Annotated in this window: 26 protein-coding genes; 3 read left to right on the forward strand and 23 right to left on the reverse strand. The window is 47.1% G+C overall.

Annotated elements, in window-relative coordinates; genetic code table 11:
• Positions 1-801, forward strand: a complete 801-nt coding sequence (locus CWC33_RS00120; protein ID WP_100690291.1) for a thiazole synthase — start codon at positions 1-3, stop codon at positions 799-801.
• Complete coding sequence (thiH, locus tag CWC33_RS00125; RefSeq protein ID WP_100690292.1) at positions 798-1,946, forward strand: 2-iminoacetate synthase ThiH; 1,149 nt, start codon at positions 798-800, stop codon at positions 1,944-1,946. Before CWC33_RS00120 ends, thiH begins: the two co-directional genes overlap by 4 nt.
• Here thiH and CWC33_RS00130 read toward each other — a convergent pair.
• Genes CWC33_RS00130 through CWC33_RS00140 form a run of 3 tightly spaced genes read right to left on the reverse strand, consistent with a single transcriptional unit; the run spans position 1,897 to position 5,503 of the window.
• A complete protein-coding gene (locus tag CWC33_RS00130; RefSeq protein ID WP_100690293.1) occupies positions 1,897-2,574 on the reverse strand; it encodes a hypothetical protein in 678 nt (225 codons plus the stop codon). The genes thiH and CWC33_RS00130 overlap by 50 nt on opposite strands.
• Positions 2,528-3,820: a phosphopyruvate hydratase gene (gene eno, locus CWC33_RS00135; protein WP_100690294.1), complete on the reverse strand. Its 1,293-nt coding sequence runs from the start codon at positions 3,818-3,820 to the stop codon at positions 2,528-2,530. The genes CWC33_RS00130 and eno overlap by 47 nt, the downstream gene beginning before the upstream one ends.
• A gap of 45 nt (positions 3,821-3,865) precedes the next feature.
• Positions 3,866-5,503, reverse strand: a complete 1,638-nt coding sequence (locus tag CWC33_RS00140; RefSeq protein WP_100690295.1) for a CTP synthase — start codon at positions 5,501-5,503, stop codon at positions 3,866-3,868.
• A gap of 162 nt (positions 5,504-5,665) precedes the next feature.
• Between CWC33_RS00140 and CWC33_RS00145 the strand changes: the two genes are divergently transcribed.
• A complete protein-coding gene (locus CWC33_RS00145) occupies positions 5,666-6,310 on the forward strand; it encodes a cation diffusion facilitator family transporter (RefSeq protein ID WP_100690296.1) in 645 nt (214 codons plus the stop codon).
• 22 nt (positions 6,311-6,332) lie between these two features.
• Here the strand turns inward: CWC33_RS00145 and CWC33_RS00150 are convergent, their stop codons facing one another.
• The 20 genes from CWC33_RS00150 to rpoE form a co-directional block, all read right to left on the reverse strand.
• Complete coding sequence (locus CWC33_RS00150) at positions 6,333-6,812, reverse strand: RDD family protein (protein WP_100690297.1); 480 nt, start codon at positions 6,810-6,812, stop codon at positions 6,333-6,335.
• Positions 6,813-6,873: 61 nt separating this feature from the next.
• Positions 6,874-7,455 carry a DUF2238 domain-containing protein gene (locus CWC33_RS00155; protein ID WP_100690298.1) on the reverse strand — a complete coding sequence of 194 codons (582 nt, stop codon included), beginning with the start codon at positions 7,453-7,455 and terminating at the stop codon, positions 6,874-6,876.
• Positions 7,456-7,464: 9 nt separating this feature from the next.
• A complete protein-coding gene (locus tag CWC33_RS00160; protein WP_100690299.1) occupies positions 7,465-7,830 on the reverse strand; it encodes a DUF488 domain-containing protein in 366 nt (121 codons plus the stop codon).
• Positions 7,831-8,073: 243 nt separating this feature from the next.
• A complete protein-coding gene (locus tag CWC33_RS00170) occupies positions 8,074-8,298 on the reverse strand; it encodes a hypothetical protein (RefSeq protein ID WP_100690301.1) in 225 nt (74 codons plus the stop codon).
• Between the two features lie 12 nt (positions 8,299-8,310).
• Positions 8,311-8,781, reverse strand: coding sequence for an energy transducer TonB (locus CWC33_RS00175; RefSeq protein ID WP_100690302.1), 471 nt, complete (start codon positions 8,779-8,781; stop codon positions 8,311-8,313).
• Between the two features lie 121 nt (positions 8,782-8,902).
• Positions 8,903-9,508 (reverse strand): DUF5610 domain-containing protein, encoded by a 606-nt coding sequence (locus tag CWC33_RS00180; protein ID WP_100690303.1) that lies wholly within the window; start codon positions 9,506-9,508, stop codon positions 8,903-8,905.
• Positions 9,509-9,587: 79 nt separating this feature from the next.
• Complete coding sequence (mazG, locus tag CWC33_RS00185; RefSeq protein WP_100690304.1) at positions 9,588-10,373, reverse strand: nucleoside triphosphate pyrophosphohydrolase; 786 nt, start codon at positions 10,371-10,373, stop codon at positions 9,588-9,590.
• A 19-nt stretch (positions 10,374-10,392) separates the two neighbouring features.
• Positions 10,393-12,570, reverse strand: coding sequence for a GTP diphosphokinase (relA, locus tag CWC33_RS00190; RefSeq protein ID WP_100690305.1), 2,178 nt, complete (start codon positions 12,568-12,570; stop codon positions 10,393-10,395).
• 3 nt (positions 12,571-12,573) lie between these two features.
• Complete coding sequence (gene rlmD, locus CWC33_RS00195) at positions 12,574-13,947, reverse strand: 23S rRNA (uracil(1939)-C(5))-methyltransferase RlmD (RefSeq protein WP_100690306.1); 1,374 nt, start codon at positions 13,945-13,947, stop codon at positions 12,574-12,576.
• Positions 13,948-13,968: 21 nt separating this feature from the next.
• The gene (acpS, locus tag CWC33_RS00200) at positions 13,969-14,349 is read right to left on the reverse strand and encodes a holo-ACP synthase (protein WP_100690307.1); all 381 of its coding nucleotides are present in this window, start codon (positions 14,347-14,349) and stop codon (positions 13,969-13,971) included.
• Complete coding sequence (gene pdxJ, locus CWC33_RS00205; protein ID WP_100690308.1) at positions 14,349-15,077, reverse strand: pyridoxine 5'-phosphate synthase; 729 nt, start codon at positions 15,075-15,077, stop codon at positions 14,349-14,351. The genes acpS and pdxJ overlap by 1 nt, the downstream gene beginning before the upstream one ends.
• 2 nt (positions 15,078-15,079) lie before the next feature.
• Positions 15,080-15,781 carry a DNA repair protein RecO gene (gene recO, locus CWC33_RS00210; protein ID WP_100690309.1) on the reverse strand — a complete coding sequence of 234 codons (702 nt, stop codon included), beginning with the start codon at positions 15,779-15,781 and terminating at the stop codon, positions 15,080-15,082.
• 3 nt (positions 15,782-15,784) lie between these two features.
• Positions 15,785-16,702, reverse strand: a complete 918-nt coding sequence (gene era, locus CWC33_RS00215; protein ID WP_088768366.1) for a GTPase Era — start codon at positions 16,700-16,702, stop codon at positions 15,785-15,787.
• Positions 16,699-17,388: a ribonuclease III gene (rnc, locus tag CWC33_RS00220; protein WP_100690310.1), complete on the reverse strand. Its 690-nt coding sequence runs from the start codon at positions 17,386-17,388 to the stop codon at positions 16,699-16,701. Before rnc ends, era begins: the two co-directional genes overlap by 4 nt.
• Entirely contained in the window at positions 17,385-18,305 is a 921-nt protein-coding gene (gene lepB, locus CWC33_RS00225) for a signal peptidase I (RefSeq protein ID WP_100690311.1), read from the reverse strand. The genes rnc and lepB overlap by 4 nt, the downstream gene beginning before the upstream one ends.
• Before the next feature lie 3 nt (positions 18,306-18,308).
• Positions 18,309-20,120 carry a translation elongation factor 4 gene (lepA, locus tag CWC33_RS00230; protein ID WP_088768369.1) on the reverse strand — a complete coding sequence of 604 codons (1,812 nt, stop codon included), beginning with the start codon at positions 20,118-20,120 and terminating at the stop codon, positions 18,309-18,311.
• 119 nt (positions 20,121-20,239) lie between these two features.
• Positions 20,240-20,665 (reverse strand): SoxR reducing system RseC family protein, encoded by a 426-nt coding sequence (locus CWC33_RS00235; protein WP_100690312.1) that lies wholly within the window; start codon positions 20,663-20,665, stop codon positions 20,240-20,242.
• Positions 20,665-21,621, reverse strand: a complete 957-nt coding sequence (locus tag CWC33_RS00240; RefSeq protein ID WP_100690313.1) for a MucB/RseB C-terminal domain-containing protein — start codon at positions 21,619-21,621, stop codon at positions 20,665-20,667. The genes CWC33_RS00235 and CWC33_RS00240 overlap by 1 nt, the downstream gene beginning before the upstream one ends.
• A 4-nt stretch (positions 21,622-21,625) precedes the next feature.
• Positions 21,626-22,201, reverse strand: coding sequence for a sigma-E factor negative regulatory protein (locus CWC33_RS00245; RefSeq protein ID WP_100690314.1), 576 nt, complete (start codon positions 22,199-22,201; stop codon positions 21,626-21,628).
• Positions 22,202-22,216: 15 nt separating this feature from the next.
• On the reverse strand, positions 22,217-22,795 hold the full coding sequence (rpoE, locus tag CWC33_RS00250) for an RNA polymerase sigma factor RpoE (protein WP_088768373.1): 579 nt from the start codon (positions 22,793-22,795) through the stop codon (positions 22,217-22,219).
• Positions 22,796-22,876: the final 81 nt, after the last annotated feature.

Here is a 22,876-nt window from a genome sequence, read left to right on the forward strand (position 1 = left end):
ATGCTGACTATTGCGAATAAAGCCTTTAGCTCAAGGCTGTTCATTGGTAGTGGAAAATACAGTAGCGCAGATGTAATGAAGTCATCTATTCGTGCGTCCGGCAGCGAACTGATTACGCTGGCCTTAAAGCGCGTTGATTTCAATCAGCCAACCGATGACATTGTCACTCCAATTAAGGAGTTGGGTCTCGATATATTGCCTAATACGTCGGGTGCAAAAACCGCTGACGAAGCCATTTACGCTGCAAGATTGGCACGCGAGGCACTGCAAACCTATTGGTTGAAGTTGGAGATACACCCTGATCCTAATTACCTACTGCCCGACCCTATCGAGACACTGAAAGCAGCCGAACAGCTGGTTAAAGAAGGCTTTGTTGTTATGCCGTACTGTGGCGCCGATCCCGTGTTATGCAAACGGTTGGAGGAAGTAGGCTGTGAGGCGGTAATGCCACTTGGCTCTCCTATTGGTTCCAACAAAGGTCTTGTCACCCGGGACTTCTTAAACATTATTATCGAACAAGCGTCAGTACCTGTTGTGGTCGATGCGGGCATTGGTGCTCCCAGCCATGCGGCTGAAGCCATGGAGATAGGTGCTGACGCTGTTTTGGTCAACACGGCCATCGCAACGGCACATGATCCGGTAGCGATGTCCAACGCGTTTCGTCAGACCGTTGATGCCGGTAGAACCGCCTTTGAAGCCGGCCTTTCGGGCATACTTTCGGGAACAGCCCCGAACAATCGCAACAGCTCAATGCATGCCCAAGCCTCCAGCCCACTGACCGAGTTTATAGAAACGTTATGAGCAACAGTTTTTACGATGTCTGGAAACAGCTTAGCTGGGATGACATGACGCTCAAGTTATACAGTTCAAACGCTGATGACGTAGAGCGTGCACTCAATAAGAACAGACTAAACAATGATGACTTTATGGCGCTGTTATCGCCTTCAGCAGAGCGTTATCTGCCTGCATTGGCGGAGCGATCACAAATGCTCACGAGACAACGCTTTGGTAATACGTTACAGCTTTTCATTCCTTTGTATTTATCCAACTTGTGCGCCAACGATTGCAGCTACTGCGGCTTCTCAATGAGCAACCGACTCAAGCGAAAAACCTTGTCGGTGACTGAAATTGAACAAGAATGCCGCGCTATAAAGGCCAAGGGCTTTGATACCATTTTGATTGTCACCGGAGAACACGAGACCAAGGTCGGCATCGAATACTTCCGGCAGGCCATGCCAATAATTAAACGCTACTTCAGTTATGTGATGTTTGAAGTTCAGCCGCTGTCGACAAGCGAGTACAAGCAACTCAAAGGTCTCGGCCTGGATGCGGTAATGGTATACCAGGAAACCTATAGCTCCCTAACCTACTCTCAACACCATTTAAAAGGCAAAAAACGCGACTTCCGTTGGCGTCTTGAAACACCGGATAGGCTCGGTGCATGTGGCATGGACAAAATAGGTCTTGGATCGTTGATTGGACTGGAAGACTGGCGTATCGACAGTACCTTCACGGCAATACACCTCGACTATATGCGTAAACGCTACTGGCGCAGTCGGTATTCGTTGTCGTTTCCTCGTTTGCGCCCTTGTACTGGTGGCGTTTCAAGTGTGAAAGACATGACCAACAAACAGCTGGTACAGCTTATTTGCGCCTATCGATTACGGTTTCCCGATGTCGAGCTTAGCCTCTCAACCCGTGAGGAACAAAGTTTACGAGATGGTCTGTTCAGTTTAGGGGTGACTTCCGTCAGTGCAGAGTCCAAAACTCAGCCTGGCGGGTATGCTAATGAAAATGAGGAGCTAGAGCAGTTTTCTATCGACGATGGGCGTTCAGTTAATGAGGTGGCTAATGCGATAAAGGCAAAAGGATTACAGCCTGTTTGGACCGACTGGCTTAATGAGCTATCCGCAACGCCATCTGAAACTTTTTCCAATCCAGAGTAGCAACCAATAACAGCTCGCGCAGCGTGAGAGTGCGCGGGTTAATTCGACCTTTGTGATTCCACTGATGTCCACAGCAAGCAGCTGTCATAATGCGTTTATTGGGTTTGAGTAAGGTGTCTTCTGCGTGCTCGCCCTGCCCGGCAAAGTCTAACCAGCCTCGGTAATTCAACCGCAAACGCTGCTTATCTGTATCCACTCTATCAATGCTGTCGAGCATGATAGTCGTAAATTCCGGAGTTTTATAAAGTACCGGCACCACCAGACCTAACGCGGCATGCTTTGAGAACCAGGAGACTTGTTTTTCAGCTGAGGTCCCCGATGACGGGACTTTCGTTGGCTGCGGTGCCTGCCAACTGGCATTTTGAACATCCAGTTTAAGGGGAGACTGCTTAGCGGCATTCAAACATCCATGAGCGGCATGACGTATGTAGTGAGGTAAGCTGGCTAAACGACGTTGTAATGCAGCAACTGGCATGTCATCGACTTGCGACAGTTGCTGCAATTCACGCTCATACAGCGCTGAGCACAGCTCGGCAAAATCGCCTTGCTGTGCCAGCGGTTGAAATATGTCAGCTTGTTGATTAGCCAGCGTTGACTTCCTGTCGTCCGCGGTAAGGCGCTTGGCCATTCAAATCGCCCTCTATACGCAATAATTGGTTGTACTTAGCAACGCGGTCAGAACGGCACAATGAACCCGTTTTAATTTGTCCGGCGGCTGTACCGACGGCCAAATCCGCTATGGTTGCATCTTCGGTTTCACCAGAGCGATGAGAGATAACCGCCGTGTAGCCTGCTTCACGTGCCATTGCAATCGCTGCTAAGGTTTCTGTCAGGCTACCAATCTGATTAAATTTAATCAAAATTGAATTAGCAATCGACTTGTCGATGCCCTCTTTCAGAATACGTGTATTGGTCACAAACAGGTCATCGCCAACCAACTGAACTTTACTGCCCAGCTTTTCGGTTAAGACTTTCCAGCCGTCCCAGTCACTTTCGTCCAGGCCGTCTTCAATAGAAATAATTGGGTAACGATCACAAAGCTCTGCCAGGTAGTCGGCAAACTCTTCCGCGGTAAATGATTTGCCCTCACCAGACAACTCATATTTACCATCACGGTAAAATTCAGACGCTGCACAGTCTAATGCCAGCGTAATGTCGCTGCCCATTTTGTAGCCCGCGTTTTCAACCGCTTCAACAATGACCTGTAAAGCTTCTTCGTTCGACGCCAAGTTTGGTGCAAAACCACCTTCGTCACCAACCGCGGTGCTTAAACCACGCTTCTGCAAAACTTTTTTCAGAGCATGAAACACTTCAGCACCCATACGCAGGCCTTCTTTGAAGCTTTCAGCCCCGACCGGTTGAATCATAAACTCTTGAATGTCGACGTTATTGTCTGCGTGCTCACCACCATTAAGAATATTCATCATAGGCAATGGCATGCTGTATTTACCGCTGGTGTTGTTCAGGTTCGCAATGTGCTCATAAAGCTCAACGCCCTGACTCAAAGCTGCTGCTTTAGCTACCGCCAAAGACACCGCCAAAATTGCGTTTGCGCCCAGCTTTTCTTTATTGTCAGTACCGTCTAACTTCAACATGATGTTGTCGATAGCGTCCTGGCTGTCAGCGTCTTTACCCATTAAAGCTTCAGCAATAGCGCCATTAATATTAGCAACAGCGGTTTGTACGCCTTTACCGAGGTAACGCGACTTGTCACCGTCACGCAGCTCTAATGCTTCGCGTGAGCCGGTTGACGCACCGCTTGGTGCTGCGGCACGACCCATGTGACCAGACTCTAAATAAACATCGGCTTCTACGGTTGGGTTACCGCGAGAATCCATAATTTCGCGACCAACAACTTTAACAATCTTGCTCATTCTTCAATCCTGTTTAATACGTAACGTTTCGTTAAGTGACTAAAATTAAGCCATGCGCTCTTTACGGAATTTACCCGCGGCTTCAATAAAGCCTTTAAATAACGGATGCCCGTCACGCGGCGTTGATGTGAACTCCGGATGGAACTGTACCGCCACAAACCATGGGTGCTTCGGGTTTTCCAGAATCTCAACTAACTGCTTGTCGTGCGAGTAACCAGTAATTTTTAAACCGGCTTTTTCCAGCGGCTCAATGTAATGGTTGTTCACTTCGTAACGGTGACGATGGCGCTCCTCAATCACTTCCTTGCCGTACATTTCAAGCGCTTTCGAGCCTTTTTCTAAGTGACATTCCTGTGACCCAAGGCGCATGGTACCGCCTAAGTCAGAGTGTTTATCACGCAATTCCTTCTGACCGTTTGCGTCCATCCACTCGGTGATAAGCCCCACAACAGGATCGCTGCAGTTTTCGTCAAATTCAGTGCTGTTCGCGCCCGTTAAGCTCGCAACATTGCGTGCAAACTCAATCAGAGCCACTTGCATACCCAGGCAAATACCCAGGTAAGGAATATTGTTTTCACGCGCGTATTTCGCGGCAATCAGCTTGCCTTCAATACCACGATCACCAAAACCGCCCGGTACTAAAATAGCGTCTACGTCTTCAAGCTTAGACGTACCTTTGGTTTCTAAGTCTTGCGAATCGATGTAACGAATATTAACGGTTAAGCGATTTTTAAGCCCAGCATGCGCCAGCGCCTCGTTTACCGATTTGTAGGCATCCGGTAGCTCAACATACTTACCGACAAAACCGACGGTAACTTCACCATTCGGGTTCGACTCTTGATACAGAACCTCTTCCCACTCGTGCAAGTCGGCTTCAGGACAATCTAAACGGAAACGATGCGTCACAATTTCATCCAGCCCCTGCGCTTTTAACATGGACGGAATTTTGTAAATGCTGTCAACGTCGCGCAAGCCAATAACCGCACGCTCTTCTACGTTAGTAAACAAGGCGATTTTCGAGCGTTCAGATGCTGGCAGTGAGCGGTCAGAGCGACAGACCAGAACGTCTGGCTGAATACCAATAGAACGCAGCTCTTTTACTGAGTGCTGAGTTGGTTTGGTTTTCACCTCACCTGCGGCACCTAAGAACGGCACTAAGGTCAGATGCATAAATAAGGTATGGTCACGCCCGATTTCCGTGCCTAACTGGCGAATAGCTTCCAGGAAAGGTTGCGACTCTATGTCACCTACGGTGCCACCAATTTCAATAATGGCAATATCGAAGCCTTCACTGCCTTCAATGACACGGCGTTTAATTTCGTTGGTAATGTGAGGAATGACCTGAATGGTCGCCCCTAAAAACTCACCTTTACGTTCACGGCGAATAATGTCTTCATAGACACGGCCGGTGGTAAAGTTGTTATTGCTGGTCATGCGAGTACGTATGAAGCGCTCGTAATGACCTAGGTCAAGATCGGTCTCAGCTCCGTCTACGGTGACGAATACTTCACCGTGCTGAGTCGGACTCATGGTGCCTGGATCTACGTTAATGTAGGGATCCAGTTTCATGATAGTAACGTTTAAGCCCCGTGCTTCAAGAATTGCCGCCAAGGAGGCTGCAGCAATGCCTTTACCCAGCGAGGATACAACTCCGCCGGTTACGAAAATATAGTTTGTCGCCATGTGATACCCAGTTGGTCAGGTCGAATTTGGGATTGCTTTAAGACGGGAAAGTAGTATACCGAAAGTCGGTCATGACGACAAATGAAAAAGCACGCAACCTAGTCTTTAACTACGTCAGTTTGCTAATATAAAGCCCGCTAAAGTCTATTTGGGAGTTCGTTTATGTCATCCTGCTGCGGCAGTTCATGCGCTACCACACAAGATCATATCGATAAATCACAGCGAAAACTGCTTTGGACAGTGTTAGTCCTTAACGGAGTTATGTTTTTCGTGGAGTTCATTGCCGGTTGGTTTGCACAGTCCAGTGGTCTTATTGCGGACTCGCTAGATATGCTGGCTGATACACTCGTTTATGGCGTTAGTTTATACGCTGTTGGTAAAGCCATTAAATACAAAGCCAACGCAGCTATTTTTAACGGTACGCTGCAAACCTTATTGGCGTTATTAGTATTAGCTGACGTAGTGCAGCGATTAGTCTTCGGCAGCCAACCGAATGCCAACATGATGTTATGGATTGCCGGTTTGGCATTGGTGGTTAACATCGCTTGCTTTGCTCTTTTATACAGCTCCAGAAACGGCGATATTAATATTCGCGCCAGTTGGATATGTTCTCGCAACGACATGCTCATGAACACCGGTGTCATTATTTCTGCGCTTCTGGTCGCTCAGCTCAATATGGCGTGGCCAGACTTAGTGATAGCAACAGTAATTGCCTTGGTTGTGTTGCGCTCTGCAATACGCATTATTCGCGACGCGCGAGCAGTAAAAGCAGGTGATAAAGCCGATATTTCAGGGTGTTGTGGTTAAAACTCCAACACCCTGGATTGTATTAATTAGTTTGGCCGTTAGATTGGTCTATATCTTCGAATTTAAACGGTCCTTTGGTTCCACTTCTGACAACCACACTGCCTGCTAACAGATCATGCCAACCCTGCTTGCGCTTCGCCCATCCAATCCAGAAAAAGCCAAAAAATAACGGAATAGCCGCTGGAATATAAGCAAAGTAACGGCCAATCGCCTTACCTACGCTCAGCTTGTCACCCGTTTTTTCATCCACAACGCGCAGCTTTAAAAGCATTTTTCCCGGAGTCCCTAAATATTTCACCCAGAAGAAAACCGTAAGAACCACAGGCAAAATATAATTCAATAATAAATCCCAGAAGCCGTAAATCATTTCATTGCCTTCCCAATAAACCTGGCCGTATATAAACGACGTTGGTAAAGCAAAAACAATGAGCATAATGACTGAGTCAATAATGACCGCTAGCAATCGAATCCAAAAACCGGCGTATTCTGCGTGTTGTTCCATAGAGAGACTCCTTTTTTATTATCTTGATTCAGAAACAATAAAATGTTCACCCGTATAAATTTTATAGTTTCTTAAGTTGATTATCGTGATAATGCGACAGTAGAAGTACTGAAAGAATAGCGCCAAGTAAAGCAAACCCCATGTCAGATTGGGTATCCCAAGCGTAACCCTGAGTACCAAGAAAGGCTTCAGCATCCTCGCCGGTTGCAAGGGCAACCCACCATTCCAGTAACTCGTAAAAGGCGCTAAAGGCCAGGCATATTGAAACAATAATAACGTTGCGCCAGACAGCCCCGTTCACAATATTCTTTCGAATTAATATTTCTCTTGCCAATAGCGCAGGAACAAAGCCCTGAAAGAAGTGACCTAACTTGTCATAGTTATTTCGTTCTGCGCCGAATAATCCGTCAAAAAAAGGTACTTCCGCGTATGTGTAGTGTCCGCCCACCATTAAAACCACACAATGCGCCAGAATGAATGCGTACAGCAAAGGTGTTAAACGAAATGAATTATAGGTGAGTGCCAACAGCATCCCCCCAATTACCGCCGGAGCTACTTCAAGCAACCAGGTAAACTGGTCTTTAGGGTTAATACCCGACCAGACTAAAACTATGGTAAAAATCACTACCCAGAGGTATTTAATGGGAGTCTCCTAGTTACATTGCTCAGAGTGCAGCTTATTCAAATACTCTTTCAGCACTACGGCATTGTTGTGTTCAGTATCTTTAGAAGAATACAACAGTGTGACTTTTTCGCTACTAGCCCTGCTGGCCAGGTCGCGTAAGTCCTCTTTGTGTTCTTTTAATTCATGCAAATACCGATTGCGAAACTCGCCCCACTCCGAGCGGTTACTATGAAACCATTGACGAAGTTCATCCGAAGGCGCTATATCTTTTATCCACTCGTCAAGCCTTGCTGCGTCTTTTGAAATACCGCGAGGCCAGAGTTTATCCACTAACACTCGGTAACCGTCGTCAGATGATGCGTCGTCATAGATGCGTTTGAGCTGGATAGTCATATTCTAACTATTCCTTGTTCGTAGTTTTTCTTCCAATTGAGTTAAAAGCAAGAATAAGAAAACCTATTCCCAAAAAAACCATAGTTCCAGCTATTGCAGTCTTTAAATTAAGCAAAAGCCCAGTAGGCTCTGAATAATTATTGAATAGCACCAAAATCCCAAGTACAGATATTGCAAGACCCGACGCGACCATTAAAGTTTTTATAATTAATATGCTTAAACCTGATGTATTCATGATTATCACTACGAACTCTCAGCTTCAAGCGCATTCCGTTTTCGATAAGGCTGGATTAAAAGCCTCCAAACCCAATAGCCAGTAGCAATTGCATAAAGCACATTTTTACCTAAAAACATCCAGTCATAGCCTGTATCGGACCAAAAGAACACAATATCAATTACTGCTACAGTAAAAACAAGCAAGCAAATGCCAGCCCATAGATTCAAAAGAGGTTGTTTTAGCGACGTCATTACTTCCTCCTGTTACTGCAGCATCATTCCGCGAGAATAAATAATATCCTCACCCGGGCACGAGTATTCTGGCTCTACTGCTGAACACGCCTGACCAGCCTTATCGAAACAGAAGTCGAAGCGCGTTTGTGTTTTTACTGGCTCAGCGATAATGTTTTTGGGCAGCTTACCCCACTTCCAGTTGGTAACAACGTCTTTGGCTGCGGCGGCAAAATGTTTGTTAGTCGCCTTAACGACCCCAATGTCTTTGATGTTATTGTCTGGCGTTATTACGTATTCAACAGTGGCGCAACCTTCTAGCGAATTAATAACGGCTTGCTGAGGATATCTTGCCGGGAACCGTTCTAATTGCGCCCACTTAGATTTGCCAAGTTCATTATCCACAATCGGTAAGTTGGGATACTCAATGTTAGTGGGAGCCGTTGCACAACCACTAATTACTAAAATGCTGAATAAAGCAACAACGCTAAAGCGTTTAGTCATACCACTTCCTCTGTGCTGTATAAAGTAGCCTCGCTCAGCACATATGAAGCGCTAAGCGAGTCGTTATAAAAACGTTAACTACGATAATTTCTTTGACTCAGAAAAGCAAATAGGCGGCTACCTATCTTTGGTCGTCAGTTTCCCCGTCAGAATCGCCTTGCTTCTTCGCTTCTTCAAGCACCCGCTCGCGGAAACTTTCAAGACCTTGCTCTATTAGCTTATAGGTTTCGTCAGCGTCGCTTTCTACTTTGCCTTCGTAGACTTGTAAGCCTTGCAAAATAGTAACCGCGTCTTTAAAGCCTTTGTCGATGCCGCCTTTTATGAGCTCCAGAAAGTTACTCAGCGTTTCCTCTGTAGAGTCGCCTTCATTTAACTCTTTATAACGGCTGTAAAAGTTGGTGGCAAAGGAAACAATGCGATCAGCCGTGGCTTTAGGGGAAGTATCGACGCCGGATTCGTAAATTTTCTTCGCTGCGTTCTTGCCCATGACAGGCTCAAGCTCGGCATTAATACCTTCGAGGGCGGTCTTGTACAGTAAGCTTAATGACTCATTATTACTATTTAATGAGACCTTTTCATGCGCCGCTAATATCGCAGCGTTATAGGCTTTTTTCGACTCTGCCTTTGCGTCTTTAACATCGCGATTATCAGCGTTAGCTTCGGCTTTTACGCTATTAGGGTTAGGCTTGCCAGAGCCTGTTACGGAATTGGTTGGATTAATAGGCATGATGGTGTTCCTGCAAAATCGGCTATCACTGACTTCAGTATAGTCCGTAACCGTATTATCGGCAGGTGTTGATTAAAATTTACACCTTCTTAGCTTGTTGCCACAAAGCTTCTAGCTCATCTAAATTGCAGTCAGACGGCTGTTTTTCCTGATCACTGAGACGTTGCTCTATGTTTTGGAAGCGGCTTTTGAACTTTTCGTTGGCGCGTTGCAGTGCAGCTTCAGGGTTCACTTGTTTGTGGCGTGCGAGGTTTACAACAGCAAACAGCAGATCACCAATTTCCTCCTCAATGTGGTCTTGCTCAGTCGCTTCTTTGACTTCTTGTATTTCTTCTTCGATTTTATCGTATACCGGCTCCGCTTCTGGCCAATCGAAGCCGACAGAAGCGGCGCGCTTTTGCAGTTTGGCAGCTTTTAAAATACTAGGCAATTGACTGGGTATGTCGTCAAATACGGAACCACGAGCGTTTTTCTTAGTACGCTCCTGTTGTTTTATTTGTTCCCACTGGGCCTTTATTTCAGCGTCAGACAGATGGCGTTCAGCATCACTGCCGAATACGTGAGGGTGACGGCTAATCAACTTATTAGCGGTATGCACGGCGATGTCATCAAACACAAAGTCGCCTTGCTCTTTAGCCAGCTGCGCATAAAACACCACCTGGAACAGCAAGTCACCTAACTCGTCTTTAATGGCTGCCATATCGCCCGATTGAATCGCATCCACCACTTCATAGGTTTCTTCGATGGTGTAAGGCAGCAGTGACTCAAAATTTTGCTTTAAGTCCCAGGGGCAGCCTCCCTCGGGGTCGCGCAACCGACGCATGACTTCAGTTAACTCGGCGACACCATTAAATTCACTCGACATTTATAAAAACCTTTAGGGCTTACACCCGTTGTACCTGTTCAACACCATTAATTTGCCGTAAGCGCTGACTAATACGCTGCAGGCTCTCGTTATCTTTGACGGCCAAAGCCAATACTACTGTGGCGGTTTGAGACTGGCTGTCAGCATCGCTGTCCATTTGCATGACAGCGGCTTTCTCATTCGCCAACACGCTGGTAATGTCGTGCAGCAATCCGCTGCGGTCTAGCGCTGAAATGCGTAGCTCCGCTCGATAATCCTGATGCGTCTGACGAGGCCAACTGACTTCAATGCCACGTTCCGGATGTTGGTTCAGCAAGTGCGCTAACTGCTCACAGTCTCGTCTGTGTACCGAAACGCCACGTCCTTGCGTAATAAAGCCTCGTATCGGCTCGCCCGGTAATGGCTCGCAACACTTCGCAAATTGCATCATGAGGTTACCAATACCTTCAATCACTACTTCTGACGTGCTGCCGACCTTACGCTTAGCAACCTTGGTGCGCTTCTTAATTTGCTCAACTTTTTCAGCTTCGGTTGTATCCGGCTTGAGCTGATTAACAACCTGATGCAAGCGCACATCGCCGGCGCCAATAGCTGCTAATAAGTCGTCTAAGTTGCTGACATTAAAGCGCTCTAAAACGTCTGTAGCCTTGTTAAGCGGAATACCGTACTTCTGCAGCTCGTTCTCGAGCAGCTCTTTGCCGGCATGCAGGTTTTTATCTCGGTCTTCTTTTTTAAAGTAGGTATGAACCTTGGCTCTTGCCCGAGAGGAATGTAAATACCCTAGTTGTGGGTTCAGCCAGTCGCGTCGCGGTTGTGCGTTTTTCTGAGTCAGAATTTCAACACGGTCGCCGTTTTGCAGTTGGTAAGTAAAAGGCACAATGCGCCCGTCAATTTTGGCGCCAATGCACTTATGTCCAACCTGACTATGAATGTAATACGCAAAGTCGAGCGGCGTTGAGCCCATAGGTAAGTCCATAACCTCACCTTTTGGCGTGAATACATACACCCTGTCTTCAAAAACCTGCGAGCGAATTTCATCAACCAGCCCTTCACTGCCGGCCATGTCTTCATGCCATGCCAGCAGCTTACGCAGCCAGGCAATTTTATCCTCAAAACCATGGCGCTTGCCGGTTGCCGAGCCTTCTTTATACATCCAGTGTGCGGCAACACCCAGTTCCGCATCGTCATGCATGTCATGCGAGCGAATTTGAATTTCGACACTTTTGTCTTCTGGCCCGACTACTACCGTATGAATGGACTGATAGCCATTCGGTTTGGGCGTGGCTATATAGTCGTCAAACTCAGACGCAATATGCCGCCAGCGCGAATGCACAACGCCCAACGCGGCATAGCAGTCTTTTAAATTGTGCGTGAGTATGCGGACCGCACGTATGTCGAATAGCTGTTCAAATTGCAGATGTTTTTTCTGCATTTTGCGCCAAATCGAATAAATATGTTTGGGCCGGCCATAAACTTCGGCTTGTATTTGTTGTTCATCCAGCGCGTTTTGCAGGTCAGCAACAAAGTTCTCTATGTATTGCTCGCGATCGGTACGACGCTCATGTAAGCGTTTGGCAATGGTTTTATAGGTATTCGGGTGCAAATACCGAAAGGCGATGTCTTCCAGCTCCCATTTAAGCTGACCTATACCTAAACGATTGGCTAGAGGCGCATATATTTCCGAACACTCCTTGGCAGCTAAGACCCGTGTCTCTTCGTCGGCGTTTTTCACTTCGCGCAGGTAGCAAATACGTTCAGCCAACTTTATGAGCACTGCTCGTACGTCTTCTACCATAGACAGCAGCATACGTCGTACATTGTCTATTTGAGTACCGTCAGGCTGGCCGTGCTGAAAATGTTGTAAGTCACTAATGCTTTGCATTTGCTGTACGTTGCGCAACAGCACAATGAGCGTTTTCGACTGTTTGCCGGTGAGCTTATCGAGGTCAAGTTTACCGGATTCCAGCAGTGGTACGTACAAAGCCGCCAGCAGTGATTCCGCGTCCAACTTAAGCGGCGCCAGAATTTCCACCATTTCCTGGCCCTTTAGCAGCGCGGCTTCTTCTTTTGGAAACTGTTGTTTTAGTTGCTCTAAGGTCGTTTCCAGTGGCTCAGGATCACTCACAGCGTTCAGCCAATGCTGCTCACTGTCTTTGTATTTGGGATCATCCACGTGGGTACTGCGTACATGGACCATGACTTAAGACGCTCGCTCCAGACAAACCATGGTTTCAATGTGATGCGTTTGCGGGAACATGTCAACTGTGCAGAGCTTGCTAATACGGTAGTCGGAGGTCTTTTTATTGCTTTTTAGACCAACAATAGCGGCAACGTCTCGCGCGAGTGTGTCCGGCGCGCACGAAATATACACTATGCGCTCTGGCCGTTGTTCGGGTTTCAACTTTTTCAGCAACGTCATAACGCCTTCTGCGCCGGGTCTAGCCGGATCTAAACACCATAAATCAGCCGCTTCACCCAGCTCAGATGCGGTGATGTCATTTAAGTCAGCCGCAAGTGCCGTTAAATTATCCAGTCTGTTAGCCTCGGCGTTACTGCGTGTTTGCTCCGCCATTCGATACACACCTTCCACAGCCAGCACGGACTGAGCCCGTCGGGCTAAAGGAACGCTGAAGTTACCAATACCCGCGAAAAAGTCATACACACGTTGCGTTTTTTCCGGCGCTAGCCAGCCTATCGCTTGCTGCACCATGCGTTCGTTAATACCACCGTTAACCTGTAAAAAGTCTCCAGGCTGAAAGTAAAGCTTGTCAGCGTCTATGGAAGTATCAAAAGGTAAACTTGCATTGTTCAGAGGTGTTAACTCGTTATCGCTTTGCAGCCATATATCGATATTCTGCTCTGTCTGCCAGTTCGCAAGTGACTGTATAGCGTCTTTTGGCAGATCGCCCGTTATGCGTAACAAAATGACCAACTTGTTGGTGTGAATCGCTTCTAAATGCCCAAGCTTAGTTGCGATATTTGAAATATTCAGGACCGGATAAAGCTTATTTACGGCCTGTAGCAAGTTCTCGTCAGCGACCAGACAGTCTTCAACGGCCACAATTTGATGACTTTGCGCTTCCCGAAAACCAATCAGTAACCTCTGCTCTTTACCGAGCCAGCGGGTGGCCAAGCGAACACGCCGACGATATCGAGTCGGCTCACTGACTAATGGTGCTTGCCAGGGCAGGCGTTCAGTCGTAGCGTCAAACACACCGAATTTCTGAAACAGCTCTTCCACCACTTGCTGTTTGTGGCGCTGTTGGTAGCTTTCATCGACATGTTGAAAATCGCAACCACCGCATTGCTCATAATATTTGCAGGGCGCATCACGACGGTCGGCGCTTGGCTCGAGAATACGTTCAAGCGTACCACTGTGTTTACCGGCGGTTTTGTACTGAATCACCTCGCCGGGTAAAGCGCCCATAATAAACCGGGTTTGTGGTTTTCTGCCCGTTTCTTTCCCGGAGCCGCGAACAACCGCTCGCGCCTGATGATCAAGCCCAGAAACTTGGGCTTTGAGAGTTTTACTAACGGCTTTGCCACGCTTTTGTGGCTTAAAAAATTGCGCCATTTGGGTTGTATTTAACCTATTTTATTCAGACTCTAAAATCACCGTTGCCACGGCGTAGTGCTTTTCATCACTAATGGACAAATGGCTGGCAACAACACCCATTTCTTTAATCCACTGGGCAGCGGTATCGGTAAAATACCAACTGGGCTTTCCATAATCGTCATGGACAACCTGCATATGCTGAAAAGATAGTCCCGCAGAAATACCGCGCCCAAAGGCTTTAGCACAAGCCTCTTTAGCGGCAAATCGTCTCGCCAAATACGCAGCTTCATCGACCGATGCGCTCATTTCTTCCTGCTCTTTAGGAGTCAGTACGCGCTTCGTCAAGCTGTCGCCACGCGCTAACGACTTCTCAATACGGGACACTTCAATAATGTCCGTACCCAGTCCTACTATTGCCATTATCTTGCCTTATCAAGTATTTCCCGCATATCGCGGACAGCTTTATCCAGACCATCTAAAACTGCGCGGGCAATAATAGAGTGACCAATATTCAGTTCGACCATTTGCGGAATTTGCGCGACGTCGAATGTGTTGTGGTAGTGAAGTCCATGACCAGCATTAACCTGCAAACCAATAGAATGCGCGTACTCCGCCGCTTCCATTAAGCGGACCAATTCTTTCTTCTGCTCTTCTTCCGTGTCGGCTTCAGCGTATTGGCCTGTATGCAATTCAATTATAGGAGACCCGGCTTCTTTTGCCGCATCGATTTGCTTGCGATCAGCGTCAATAAACAAAGACACCTGAATACCTGCATCCGTTAAACGCTTGGTAGCATTAGCGATATTTTCGACTTGACCGGCAACGTCTAAACCACCTTCTGTGGTCAGCTCTTCGCGCTTTTCGGGTACTAAGCAGCTATAGGCTGGTTGTGTTTTTATGGCTATTTCCAGCATCTCATCGGTCACGGCCATTTCTAAATTCATGGGTACATTCAACGTTTGCTTAAGCATCGCCACATCGCGATCCGTAATATGACGGCGGTCTTCACGCAAGTGAATGGTAATCCCGTCGGCGCCGGCACGCTCAGCTATACTGGCCGCCGCGACCGGGTCTGGATAACGTACACCACGTGCATTGCGTAACGTCGCAACGTGATCAATATTTACCCCTAAGCGTAATGCTCTCATGATTACTTCCTTCTTTGCTGAAACAGTTCGCGGCTGCGCAGTGGCTTATCGCCCAGGTACACGTGAAGTGCTTCGCGCATTATCCACTTTAACTGTTTTAAGCGGTGTTCGTCATTAATATCCCAGTTAGCAATACGTTCAATATCGCTGACGGCATAGGCTCTGTCATCGTTGTACCTAGGCACCGATACTAATCCATGATCAGGCACGAAATAACAGTACTCAAGCTCTTTTAACGGTTGACCGGTATCTGCGTCGTGATGCCAGTCAAACGCTGCGCCCAAATGTTCAAGTAGCTGCCATTCAAAACGTCGCAGCGCCGGCTCGACATAGCTTGACTCAGCCAACGCCGCAATTGCAGACCAGTAGTGTTGAAACAACTCTTGAGCCTCGGCTTCTGCCGGCAGTAGGCGCTGTAATAATTCGTTTAGATAAAAGCCGCTATAGAGCGCGTTACCATTGAGTCTTGTATTAATTAATTGAGTGTCTTGTTCTAGTAGCGTTAATGTTTTTAAATCGCTACGGCCTTTATATTCAATTTTTAATGGAACAAAAGGTTGAGCCAAGCCTCGCCAGGGGCTTTTAGGTCGCTTTGCCCCTTTAGCAATAAGACGGACGCGCCCGTTTTGTTCTGTGAACACGTCCAGCAGCAGACTGGTTTCCTGAAAGTCCCAGCGATGCAACACTAAGGCTCGCTGAATCACGCCCTAGTCCTCGCGATACCCTAAGCTTTTTAAGGCACGCTCGTCGTCAGACCAACCTGATTTCACTTTCACCCAAAGCTTGAGCAGCACTTTGTTGTCAAGCAGGCGCTCTAAGTCACGACGCGCTTCAGTGCCTATGGTCTTAAGGCGTTCACCGCCTTTACCAATGATCATGCGTTTTTGCGCTTCACGCTCAACCAGAATAAGTGCATGAATATGTGTCGTGCCTTTTTCTGAGTGACCGAACTGCTCAATTTCCACCGTAGTTTCATAGGGCAGCTCATCACCAGTAAACCGCATCAGTTTTTCACGCACAATTTCTGCGGTCATGAAACGTACCGAGCGATCAGTTACATAATCTTCCGGGAAGTAATGAAAGCCGGGCTGCAAATGGCCGCGCACAATTTTTCGCAGCTCATCAAGATTGTCACCGTGGGTTGCTGATATCGGCAATATTTCTGCAAACTTATGTTGTGTGCTTAACCACTGTAAATGCGGCAATAACTTCTCTTTGTTCTTAACCTGATCAACCTTATTGACCAACAATACGACCGGCGCTTTACTGCGCTGTACTTTTTCCAGCACCATTTTGTCGTCTTCCAGCCACTTCAGGCTGTCCACAACAAACAAGACTAAGTCTACGTCTTTCAACGCGGAGGACGCCGTTTGGTTCATAACACGGTTAATAGCCCGTGGTTCTTCAATGTGCATGCCGGGAGTATCAACGTAGACCGCCTGACAGTCACCGTCTGTATCAACGCCTAATATACGATGGCGCGTAGTTTGTGGCTTATTCGAGGTAATGCTGATTTTTTGGCCGAGTATTCGGTTTATCAGCGTCGACTTACCCACATTCGGGCGTCCAACAATCGCGACAAAGCCGCTGTGTTTGTTGTCGTCGAGTTCTATATCAAGCGTCATTTACGCTCCTGCAAATGTTCTAGTGCTGAAGTCGCAGCGGCTTGTTCTGCCTTGCGACGGCTGGTTCCACTGCCTTTAAAGGGCTCTGCTAGCCCCTCAATAACGCAGTGAACCGTAAATTGTTGATTATGTGCCTGCCCTTGCGTAGCGATAACGTCATACTCCGGCAAAGGCTTCTGTCTGGCCTGCAACCATTCCTGCAGACGTGTTTTCGGATCTTTTTGGCTTACGCCCGGCTTTATGTCATCGAGCTGTGGCTCAAACCATTTAAGAATAACGGCTCGAACCGTATCCATATTACTGTCTAAATATATAGCACCAATAATGGCTTCTACCGCATCGGCCAGTATCGATTCCCGCCGATAGCCGCCACTTTTAAGTTCTCCCTGACCTAACGACAGGAAGTCCCCCAGGCCCATCTTTTTACCAAGCTTCGCCAAAGAGCGTCCACAAACAATAGCGGCTCGCATCCGGCTTAAGTCACCTTCAGCGACTTTCGGAAATTTTTTAAATAGAGCTTCAGCTATTACCAGCCCTAAAATAGAATCGCCCAGAAATTCCAGGCGTTCGTTATGGTTTGATGAGGCACTGCGGTGCGTGAGAGCTTGTTTAAGCACATCTTGCTTTTGGAATTCGTGCCCGACAATACTCTCCAGTTCAGTTAACGGTGGTTTGGGTAAACTCACTCGATACTCCCCAGCCTTTCAAATCGAATACCGGTTGGCACCCAAGAAGGCAACCAACTGTCTTGTCCACGATCCATTTCGAAACTCATCCAAATGAATACCGCTTTACCCACCAGCAAGGTTTCGTCCACGAATCCCCAGTAACGACTGTCACGTGAGTTATCTCGATTATCACCCATGACAAAATACTGTCCTTCCGGCACAACCCATTCATCTCTTTGGGTACCCGGCTGGTCATAGAAAAATGCACGACGTGATGCGACTCTCGGATCGACTAAAATGTCATGCTTAACGTCACCTAAACGTTCTTCGTAGGTTTTAAGTGGTGAAGAGCCCGAAAAATAAGCACCATCGTCCTTTAATTGCGTTCGAATAACGGCCATTTCAGGACAGTCTCGACGCCCTTCTTCACACGCGGGCTGAATGTATAAAGTTTTATTTCGGTAAATAATGCGATCACCCGGTAAGCCAACAACTCGCTTAATGTAGTCAATGCTTGGCTCTTCAGGGTATTTAAATACGGCTATATCACCACGCTCCGGCTCAGTAGTCTCTATGACGGTGTTTTGAAATAGTGGCTCTTTTATGCCGTAATCAAATTTTTGCACCAAAATAAAGTCGCCACGCAGGAGCGTGGGCATCATGGAGCCTGACGGAATTTGAAACGGTTCATACAACAGCGTTCTTACCACCAACACCAAGGCTATAACCGGAAATATCGACTGCCCCAGTTCCATTAACTTAGGTTGCGGTGCTAACTGCTCTACTTGCTCTTCTGTCAGCGGACTTGTGGTCTTTTTTTCAACCTCAGCAACTATTGCCTGACGTTTAGGTTTTAAAAACTTCGCATCGTATAGCCAAAGCAGCCCTGATACGATAGTGACTACCGTTAAAATTAATGAGAAATAATTGGCCATTTCCTATTTGCCTACTTTTAAAACCGCAAGGAAGGCTTCCTGAGGTACTTCAACATTACCCAGGTTCTTCATGCGTTTTTTACCTTCTTTTTGTTTTTGTAATAGTTTCTTCTTACGGCTTATGTCACCACCGTAACACTTCGCGGTTACGTTTTTACGCAGCTGTTTTACCGTAGAACGCGCAATAACATGGTTACCAATGGTTGCCTGAATAGCAATATCAAACATTTGTCGTGGAATAAGCTCGCGCATTTTATCCACCAACAGACGACCACGCCCTTCTGCGTGATCGCGGTGCGTTATCATTGCCAGTGCATCCACTCGGTCACCGTTAATCAATATATCGACCCTAACCATGTCCGCAGGTTCAAACTTTTTGAACTGATAATCGAGCGACGCATAACCACGGCTGCAGGATTTCAAACGGTCGAAAAAGTCCATCACCACTTCCGCCATCGGAATTTCGTAGGTCACAGACACTTGCTTACCGTGATACGTCATGCCAGTTTGAACACCACGTTTATCAACACACAGTGTAATAACGTTACCTAAGAATTCCTGTGGTACCAGTATGCTGGCTTCCACAATCGGCTCGTAGATGGTTTCAATATCATTGACCGGTGGTAGATTTACCGGATTGTCGACTTTGACAATCGAGCCATCGGTTTTCTCGACTTCATACACAACGGTTGGCGCCGTCGTAATAAGATCGATGTTGTATTCTCGCTCCAGTCGCTCCTGGATAATTTCCATGTGCAACATACCGAGGAAGCCACAACGGAAGCCAAAGCCAAGCGCGGCCGAGTTTTCAGGCTCATAGAATAGCGATGCGTCATTCAAAGCCAACTTACCCAACGCATCGCGGAATGCTTCATAGTCGTCAGAGCTAATTGGGAACATACCAGCGTAGACCTGTGGCTTCACTTTTTGGAAGCCTGGTACAGGCTCTTTGGCAGGCGCTCGAGTATTTGTCAGGGTATCACCGACCGGCGCACCTAAAATATCTTTAATACCCGCAATAACGTAGCCTACTTCGCCAGTATGCAAGACGCCTGTTTCGTGGGGTTTGGGATCAAAATAACCGACTTTATCAATCTGGAACGACTGCCCCGTGGACATCACGGTCATTTTCTCGCCCGCCCGCAGCGTACCATTGCGCACACGAACCAAGGAAACAACGCCCTGATAATTGTCGAACCAAGAATCAATAATAAGTGCCTGTAGCGGCTCTTCTTCACTGCCTTGCGGTGGTGGTATTTGACGCACAATGCGCTCTAAAACGTCATCAATGCCAATACCGGTTTTCGCGGAACACTGAACCGCATCAACAGCTTCAATCCCAACAATTTCTTCAATTTCCTGTGCCACGGCCATTGGATCGGCCTGCGGCAAGTCGATTTTGTTCAGAACCGGAACCACTTCCAGATCCATCTCAATAGCGGTATAGCAGTTCGCTAAGGTTTGTGCCTCAACGCCTTGTGCCGCATCAACAACCAACAGTGCACCTTCACAGCCAGCCAGTGAGCGAGATACTTCATAAGAAAAATCAACGTGCCCGGGGGTGTCTATGAAGTTTAACTGATAGGTTTCACCGTCCTTTGCCGTGTAATAAAGCGTAACGCTTTGCGCTTTGATAGTAATGCCGCGTTCGCGCTCTAAGTCCATAGAATCAAGGACTTGCTCCGCCATTTCCCGGTCTGTAAGGCCGCCACAATGCTGTATAAGCCGGTCAGATAGTGTGGACTTTCCGTGGTCGATATGAGCGATAATAGAAAAGTTACGAATATTACTTTGCTTGAACGCCTTATCCGGCATTGATGATACCTCTGTAAAACTTAAATTCTGACTTTCAAAAATTAGCCCCGATCATACTCATGTTAGGCGCAAGAACAAAGGTTTTTATGGTTTATTTGGTGAGATTTGAAAAAGCTACACTATACCGTTTTTATTCGTACCAACTGGTTGATTTTAATGTCACGTCGACGGAACCACGCTCGCAAACCTAAAAACGTTAATGCGAAGCCCGCAAAAGACAATAAAATTGTAATGCCTTCATGAACAACCTCAGCGCTTTGTAGCGCGATAGCAATAACCAATAAAGCGACGATAGGCAAACCATATAACATGAGTGCGAACTGAGTAACGGCTTGCTCCGGCACATCGAGCTCGACTCGGTCACCGACCGCGACAGGCTCGTCAGTCACCACATGAAACTGCGCGTTTCTGTCGGCAAAAACTTTACTCAGAATGCCAGCACCGCAAGTCGATACTTGTGCGCAGCCTGAACAAGCGGTTTTTAATTGCGTGGTTACAGTAACCCGGTTGCCGTCGATGGCAACCACTTCTGCCAATTCTTTCATTACTTCACTTCTTGCGCTATTCGTTGAGCGATACTGAGAGGCACCTGCCCGACGACGGTAATTAAGTAGTCATTATAACGCATTGTGAACAGAGTTTGTGAGGAAGACAGCGCCACATCCGTTTCCATATCTTCGGTTAGCCTCGCAATATACACAGAGTATTCTGTTAAACCGTCCGAATACAAATAATGGTCAACCAATGTCGACTCCGAAACAAGATGATGACTTTGTTTATTCACCAGTTCAAAACCTTGCGGTTGCCAACTGGGTTTAACGGAAAAGCCAGGTTTGTTAAATATGCGAATGTCGCTTAGTAACGGCGGCATTTCCAAGTTAGTAATTTCTTTTAAAACGCCAGGCGAGTCCTGACGAATAGACAAGCTGGTCAGCTGCATTTGTTCAACAATATCACCACGCTGATCATGCATGATCATTTTTAATAGCATGCCTGACGCTCTGTCGACCCAAAGTGAATAGCTGTAACGTTGGTTGTCCCGACTAATCACTCGCAGATGCTGAGCGTTTCGACCTAATACTCGAGCACCACCACCGATACTTACCTGATAGGTGTCTTTTAAATTCGCAAAAGGCTTAGTGAACGCTTCCGGAAGGATGACAGAAACTGAGTCAGCAATTAATGAGTAATTACTCGCCGAAGTATGAAAATGGGCAACACGATCACCTTGCCTTAAAATACGAAAATCAGGGCCATTCATGCGAATGAGCAGCTCCTGATTTTGCGGCGAATTAGCAGACTGGAACCACTGATAGGGTTCTATCTGATGACCATGAACATGCACTAAAGAGGCTTCAAAATTGAGGGTTGTCAGCGCTTGTGACATACGGTCAAACCAGCCCTCACCGTCAAGTTCCTTTTGCGTTTCCTGAGCACTTGCGACCGACATAAATACAATGGCAGTAGCGGCTATCAGTGACTGGTACAACCGAGTTATCATGGAATTAATTACCTTTGTTGAGCTCCTGCTCTTTTTTCTCATCACTTTCTTTTTGCTGCAACATTAATTGCTGCTGATGATCGATTAAATACGACTGCACCTGACGACGACGCTGCTGATCACTGACTTGTGACATTGGTTCAACGTGATTCAGACTAACCGGCTCACGACCACCAATAGGATTAGTCAACAATGCAGGCTCCGCACTGACACCGTCGGCAGTTACTGGCTGTTGATAAACTTGAACTGTCATTACCGCAACAACGGCAACACTAGCCGCAACAGCTACTTTTGCCAACGGCTGGAACCATTTTGATGCTGCTTTATTCTGACTTTTCGATTGACCAAAACCAGGTTTAATAACATTCGAAGTTTCGTTTTCAATAGCCGCACTCACACGTTGGCTAATATCCAGCTCCACGCTCGAATCTAATTCATTTTTCATAGCGGCCCGTGCAACACTATAACGATGCCAGGTTTGAGCCGACTGCTCATCATTTAATACATCATCAAGCTCTTTTGCGTCGACGTCCTGACTGTCAAACAAAGCTGATGTAACTTCTGATAGTTTTCGAGACATAAGCCCCTCTTCAATTTACCGTTCCAGCAACGGTCTCAGTTGGTTATCTATGGCCTCTCGGGCACGAAAAATACGAGAACGAACCGTACCTATTGGGCAGTCCATTTCTAGCGCAATTTCCTCGTAACCAAGGCCCTCAATTTCTCTTAACGTAATGGCCTGCCTCAAATCATCCGGCAGTCCCTCAATGGTTTTTATCACCACATTTCTGATTTCATCTGTCAGCATGTGGCTTTCTGGTGACGCACCGTCTTTTAGCGCTCCTGCACCTTCGTAGTATTCAGCGTCTTCGGCATCAATGTCTGATGCCGGTGGCTTACGGCCTTGCGAAACTAAATGGTTCTTCGCCGTATTGACCGCTATTCGATACAACCATGTATAAAATGCGCTGTCGCCACGAAAGTTGGGCAGTGCGCGATACGCTTTAATAAACGCTTCTTGCGCGACATCTGCAACGTCTCCGGGTTGCTTTACGTACCTGGATATCAAACTCATGACTTTGTGCTGATACTTCTTTACCAACAGATCAAAAGCCCGATTGTCACCTTGTTGTACTTTTTTGACCAGTTGTTGGTCGTTCACCTGTTCGCTCATCCGAGCCTGTTCTCCCTTTACCCAGGAACTGCTGGAACTGGCGGCCCGTCCTGTTTGTACAGACTGTGACCAAGCCGCTTG

This window comes from Idiomarina sp. X4 (assembly GCF_002808045.1).
GTDB lineage: Bacteria > Pseudomonadota > Gammaproteobacteria > Enterobacterales > Alteromonadaceae > Idiomarina.

What these genes read in the sequence shown, in the direction of transcription:
- CWC33_RS00120 (WP_100690291.1), top strand. Translation starts at nt 1, where the DNA reads ATGCTGACTATTGCGAATAAAGCCTTTAGCTCAAGGCTGTTCATTGGT.
- thiH (WP_100690292.1), top strand. Translation starts at nt 798, where the DNA reads ATGAGCAACAGTTTTTACGATGTCTGGAAACAGCTTAGCTGGGATGAC.
- CWC33_RS00130 (WP_100690293.1), bottom strand. Translation starts at nt 2,574, where the DNA reads ATGGCCAAGCGCCTTACCGCGGACGACAGGAAGTCAACGCTGGCTAAT.
- eno (WP_100690294.1), bottom strand. Translation starts at nt 3,820, where the DNA reads ATGAGCAAGATTGTTAAAGTTGTTGGTCGCGAAATTATGGATTCTCGC.
- CWC33_RS00140 (WP_100690295.1), bottom strand. Translation starts at nt 5,503, where the DNA reads ATGGCGACAAACTATATTTTCGTAACCGGCGGAGTTGTATCCTCGCTG.
- CWC33_RS00145 (WP_100690296.1), top strand. Translation starts at nt 5,666, where the DNA reads ATGTCATCCTGCTGCGGCAGTTCATGCGCTACCACACAAGATCATATC.
- CWC33_RS00150 (WP_100690297.1), bottom strand. Translation starts at nt 6,812, where the DNA reads ATGGAACAACACGCAGAATACGCCGGTTTTTGGATTCGATTGCTAGCG.
- CWC33_RS00160 (WP_100690299.1), bottom strand. Translation starts at nt 7,830, where the DNA reads ATGACTATCCAGCTCAAACGCATCTATGACGACGCATCATCTGACGAC.
- CWC33_RS00170 (WP_100690301.1), bottom strand. Translation starts at nt 8,298, where the DNA reads ATGACGTCGCTAAAACAACCTCTTTTGAATCTATGGGCTGGCATTTGC.
- CWC33_RS00175 (WP_100690302.1), bottom strand. Translation starts at nt 8,781, where the DNA reads ATGACTAAACGCTTTAGCGTTGTTGCTTTATTCAGCATTTTAGTAATT.
- CWC33_RS00180 (WP_100690303.1), bottom strand. Translation starts at nt 9,508, where the DNA reads ATGCCTATTAATCCAACCAATTCCGTAACAGGCTCTGGCAAGCCTAAC.
- mazG (WP_100690304.1), bottom strand. Translation starts at nt 10,373, where the DNA reads ATGTCGAGTGAATTTAATGGTGTCGCCGAGTTAACTGAAGTCATGCGT.
- relA (WP_100690305.1), bottom strand. Translation starts at nt 12,570, where the DNA reads ATGGTCCATGTACGCAGTACCCACGTGGATGATCCCAAATACAAAGAC.
- rlmD (WP_100690306.1), bottom strand. Translation starts at nt 13,947, where the DNA reads ATGGCGCAATTTTTTAAGCCACAAAAGCGTGGCAAAGCCGTTAGTAAA.
- acpS (WP_100690307.1), bottom strand. Translation starts at nt 14,349, where the DNA reads ATGGCAATAGTAGGACTGGGTACGGACATTATTGAAGTGTCCCGTATT.
- pdxJ (WP_100690308.1), bottom strand. Translation starts at nt 15,077, where the DNA reads ATGAGAGCATTACGCTTAGGGGTAAATATTGATCACGTTGCGACGTTA.
- era (WP_088768366.1), bottom strand. Translation starts at nt 16,702, where the DNA reads ATGACGCTTGATATAGAACTCGACGACAACAAACACAGCGGCTTTGTC.
- lepB (WP_100690311.1), bottom strand. Translation starts at nt 18,305, where the DNA reads ATGGCCAATTATTTCTCATTAATTTTAACGGTAGTCACTATCGTATCA.
- lepA (WP_088768369.1), bottom strand. Translation starts at nt 20,120, where the DNA reads ATGCCGGATAAGGCGTTCAAGCAAAGTAATATTCGTAACTTTTCTATT.
- CWC33_RS00235 (WP_100690312.1), bottom strand. Translation starts at nt 20,665, where the DNA reads ATGAAAGAATTGGCAGAAGTGGTTGCCATCGACGGCAACCGGGTTACT.
- CWC33_RS00240 (WP_100690313.1), bottom strand. Translation starts at nt 21,621, where the DNA reads ATGATAACTCGGTTGTACCAGTCACTGATAGCCGCTACTGCCATTGTA.
- CWC33_RS00245 (WP_100690314.1), bottom strand. Translation starts at nt 22,201, where the DNA reads ATGTCTCGAAAACTATCAGAAGTTACATCAGCTTTGTTTGACAGTCAG.
- rpoE (WP_088768373.1), bottom strand. Translation starts at nt 22,795, where the DNA reads ATGAGCGAACAGGTGAACGACCAACAACTGGTCAAAAAAGTACAACAA.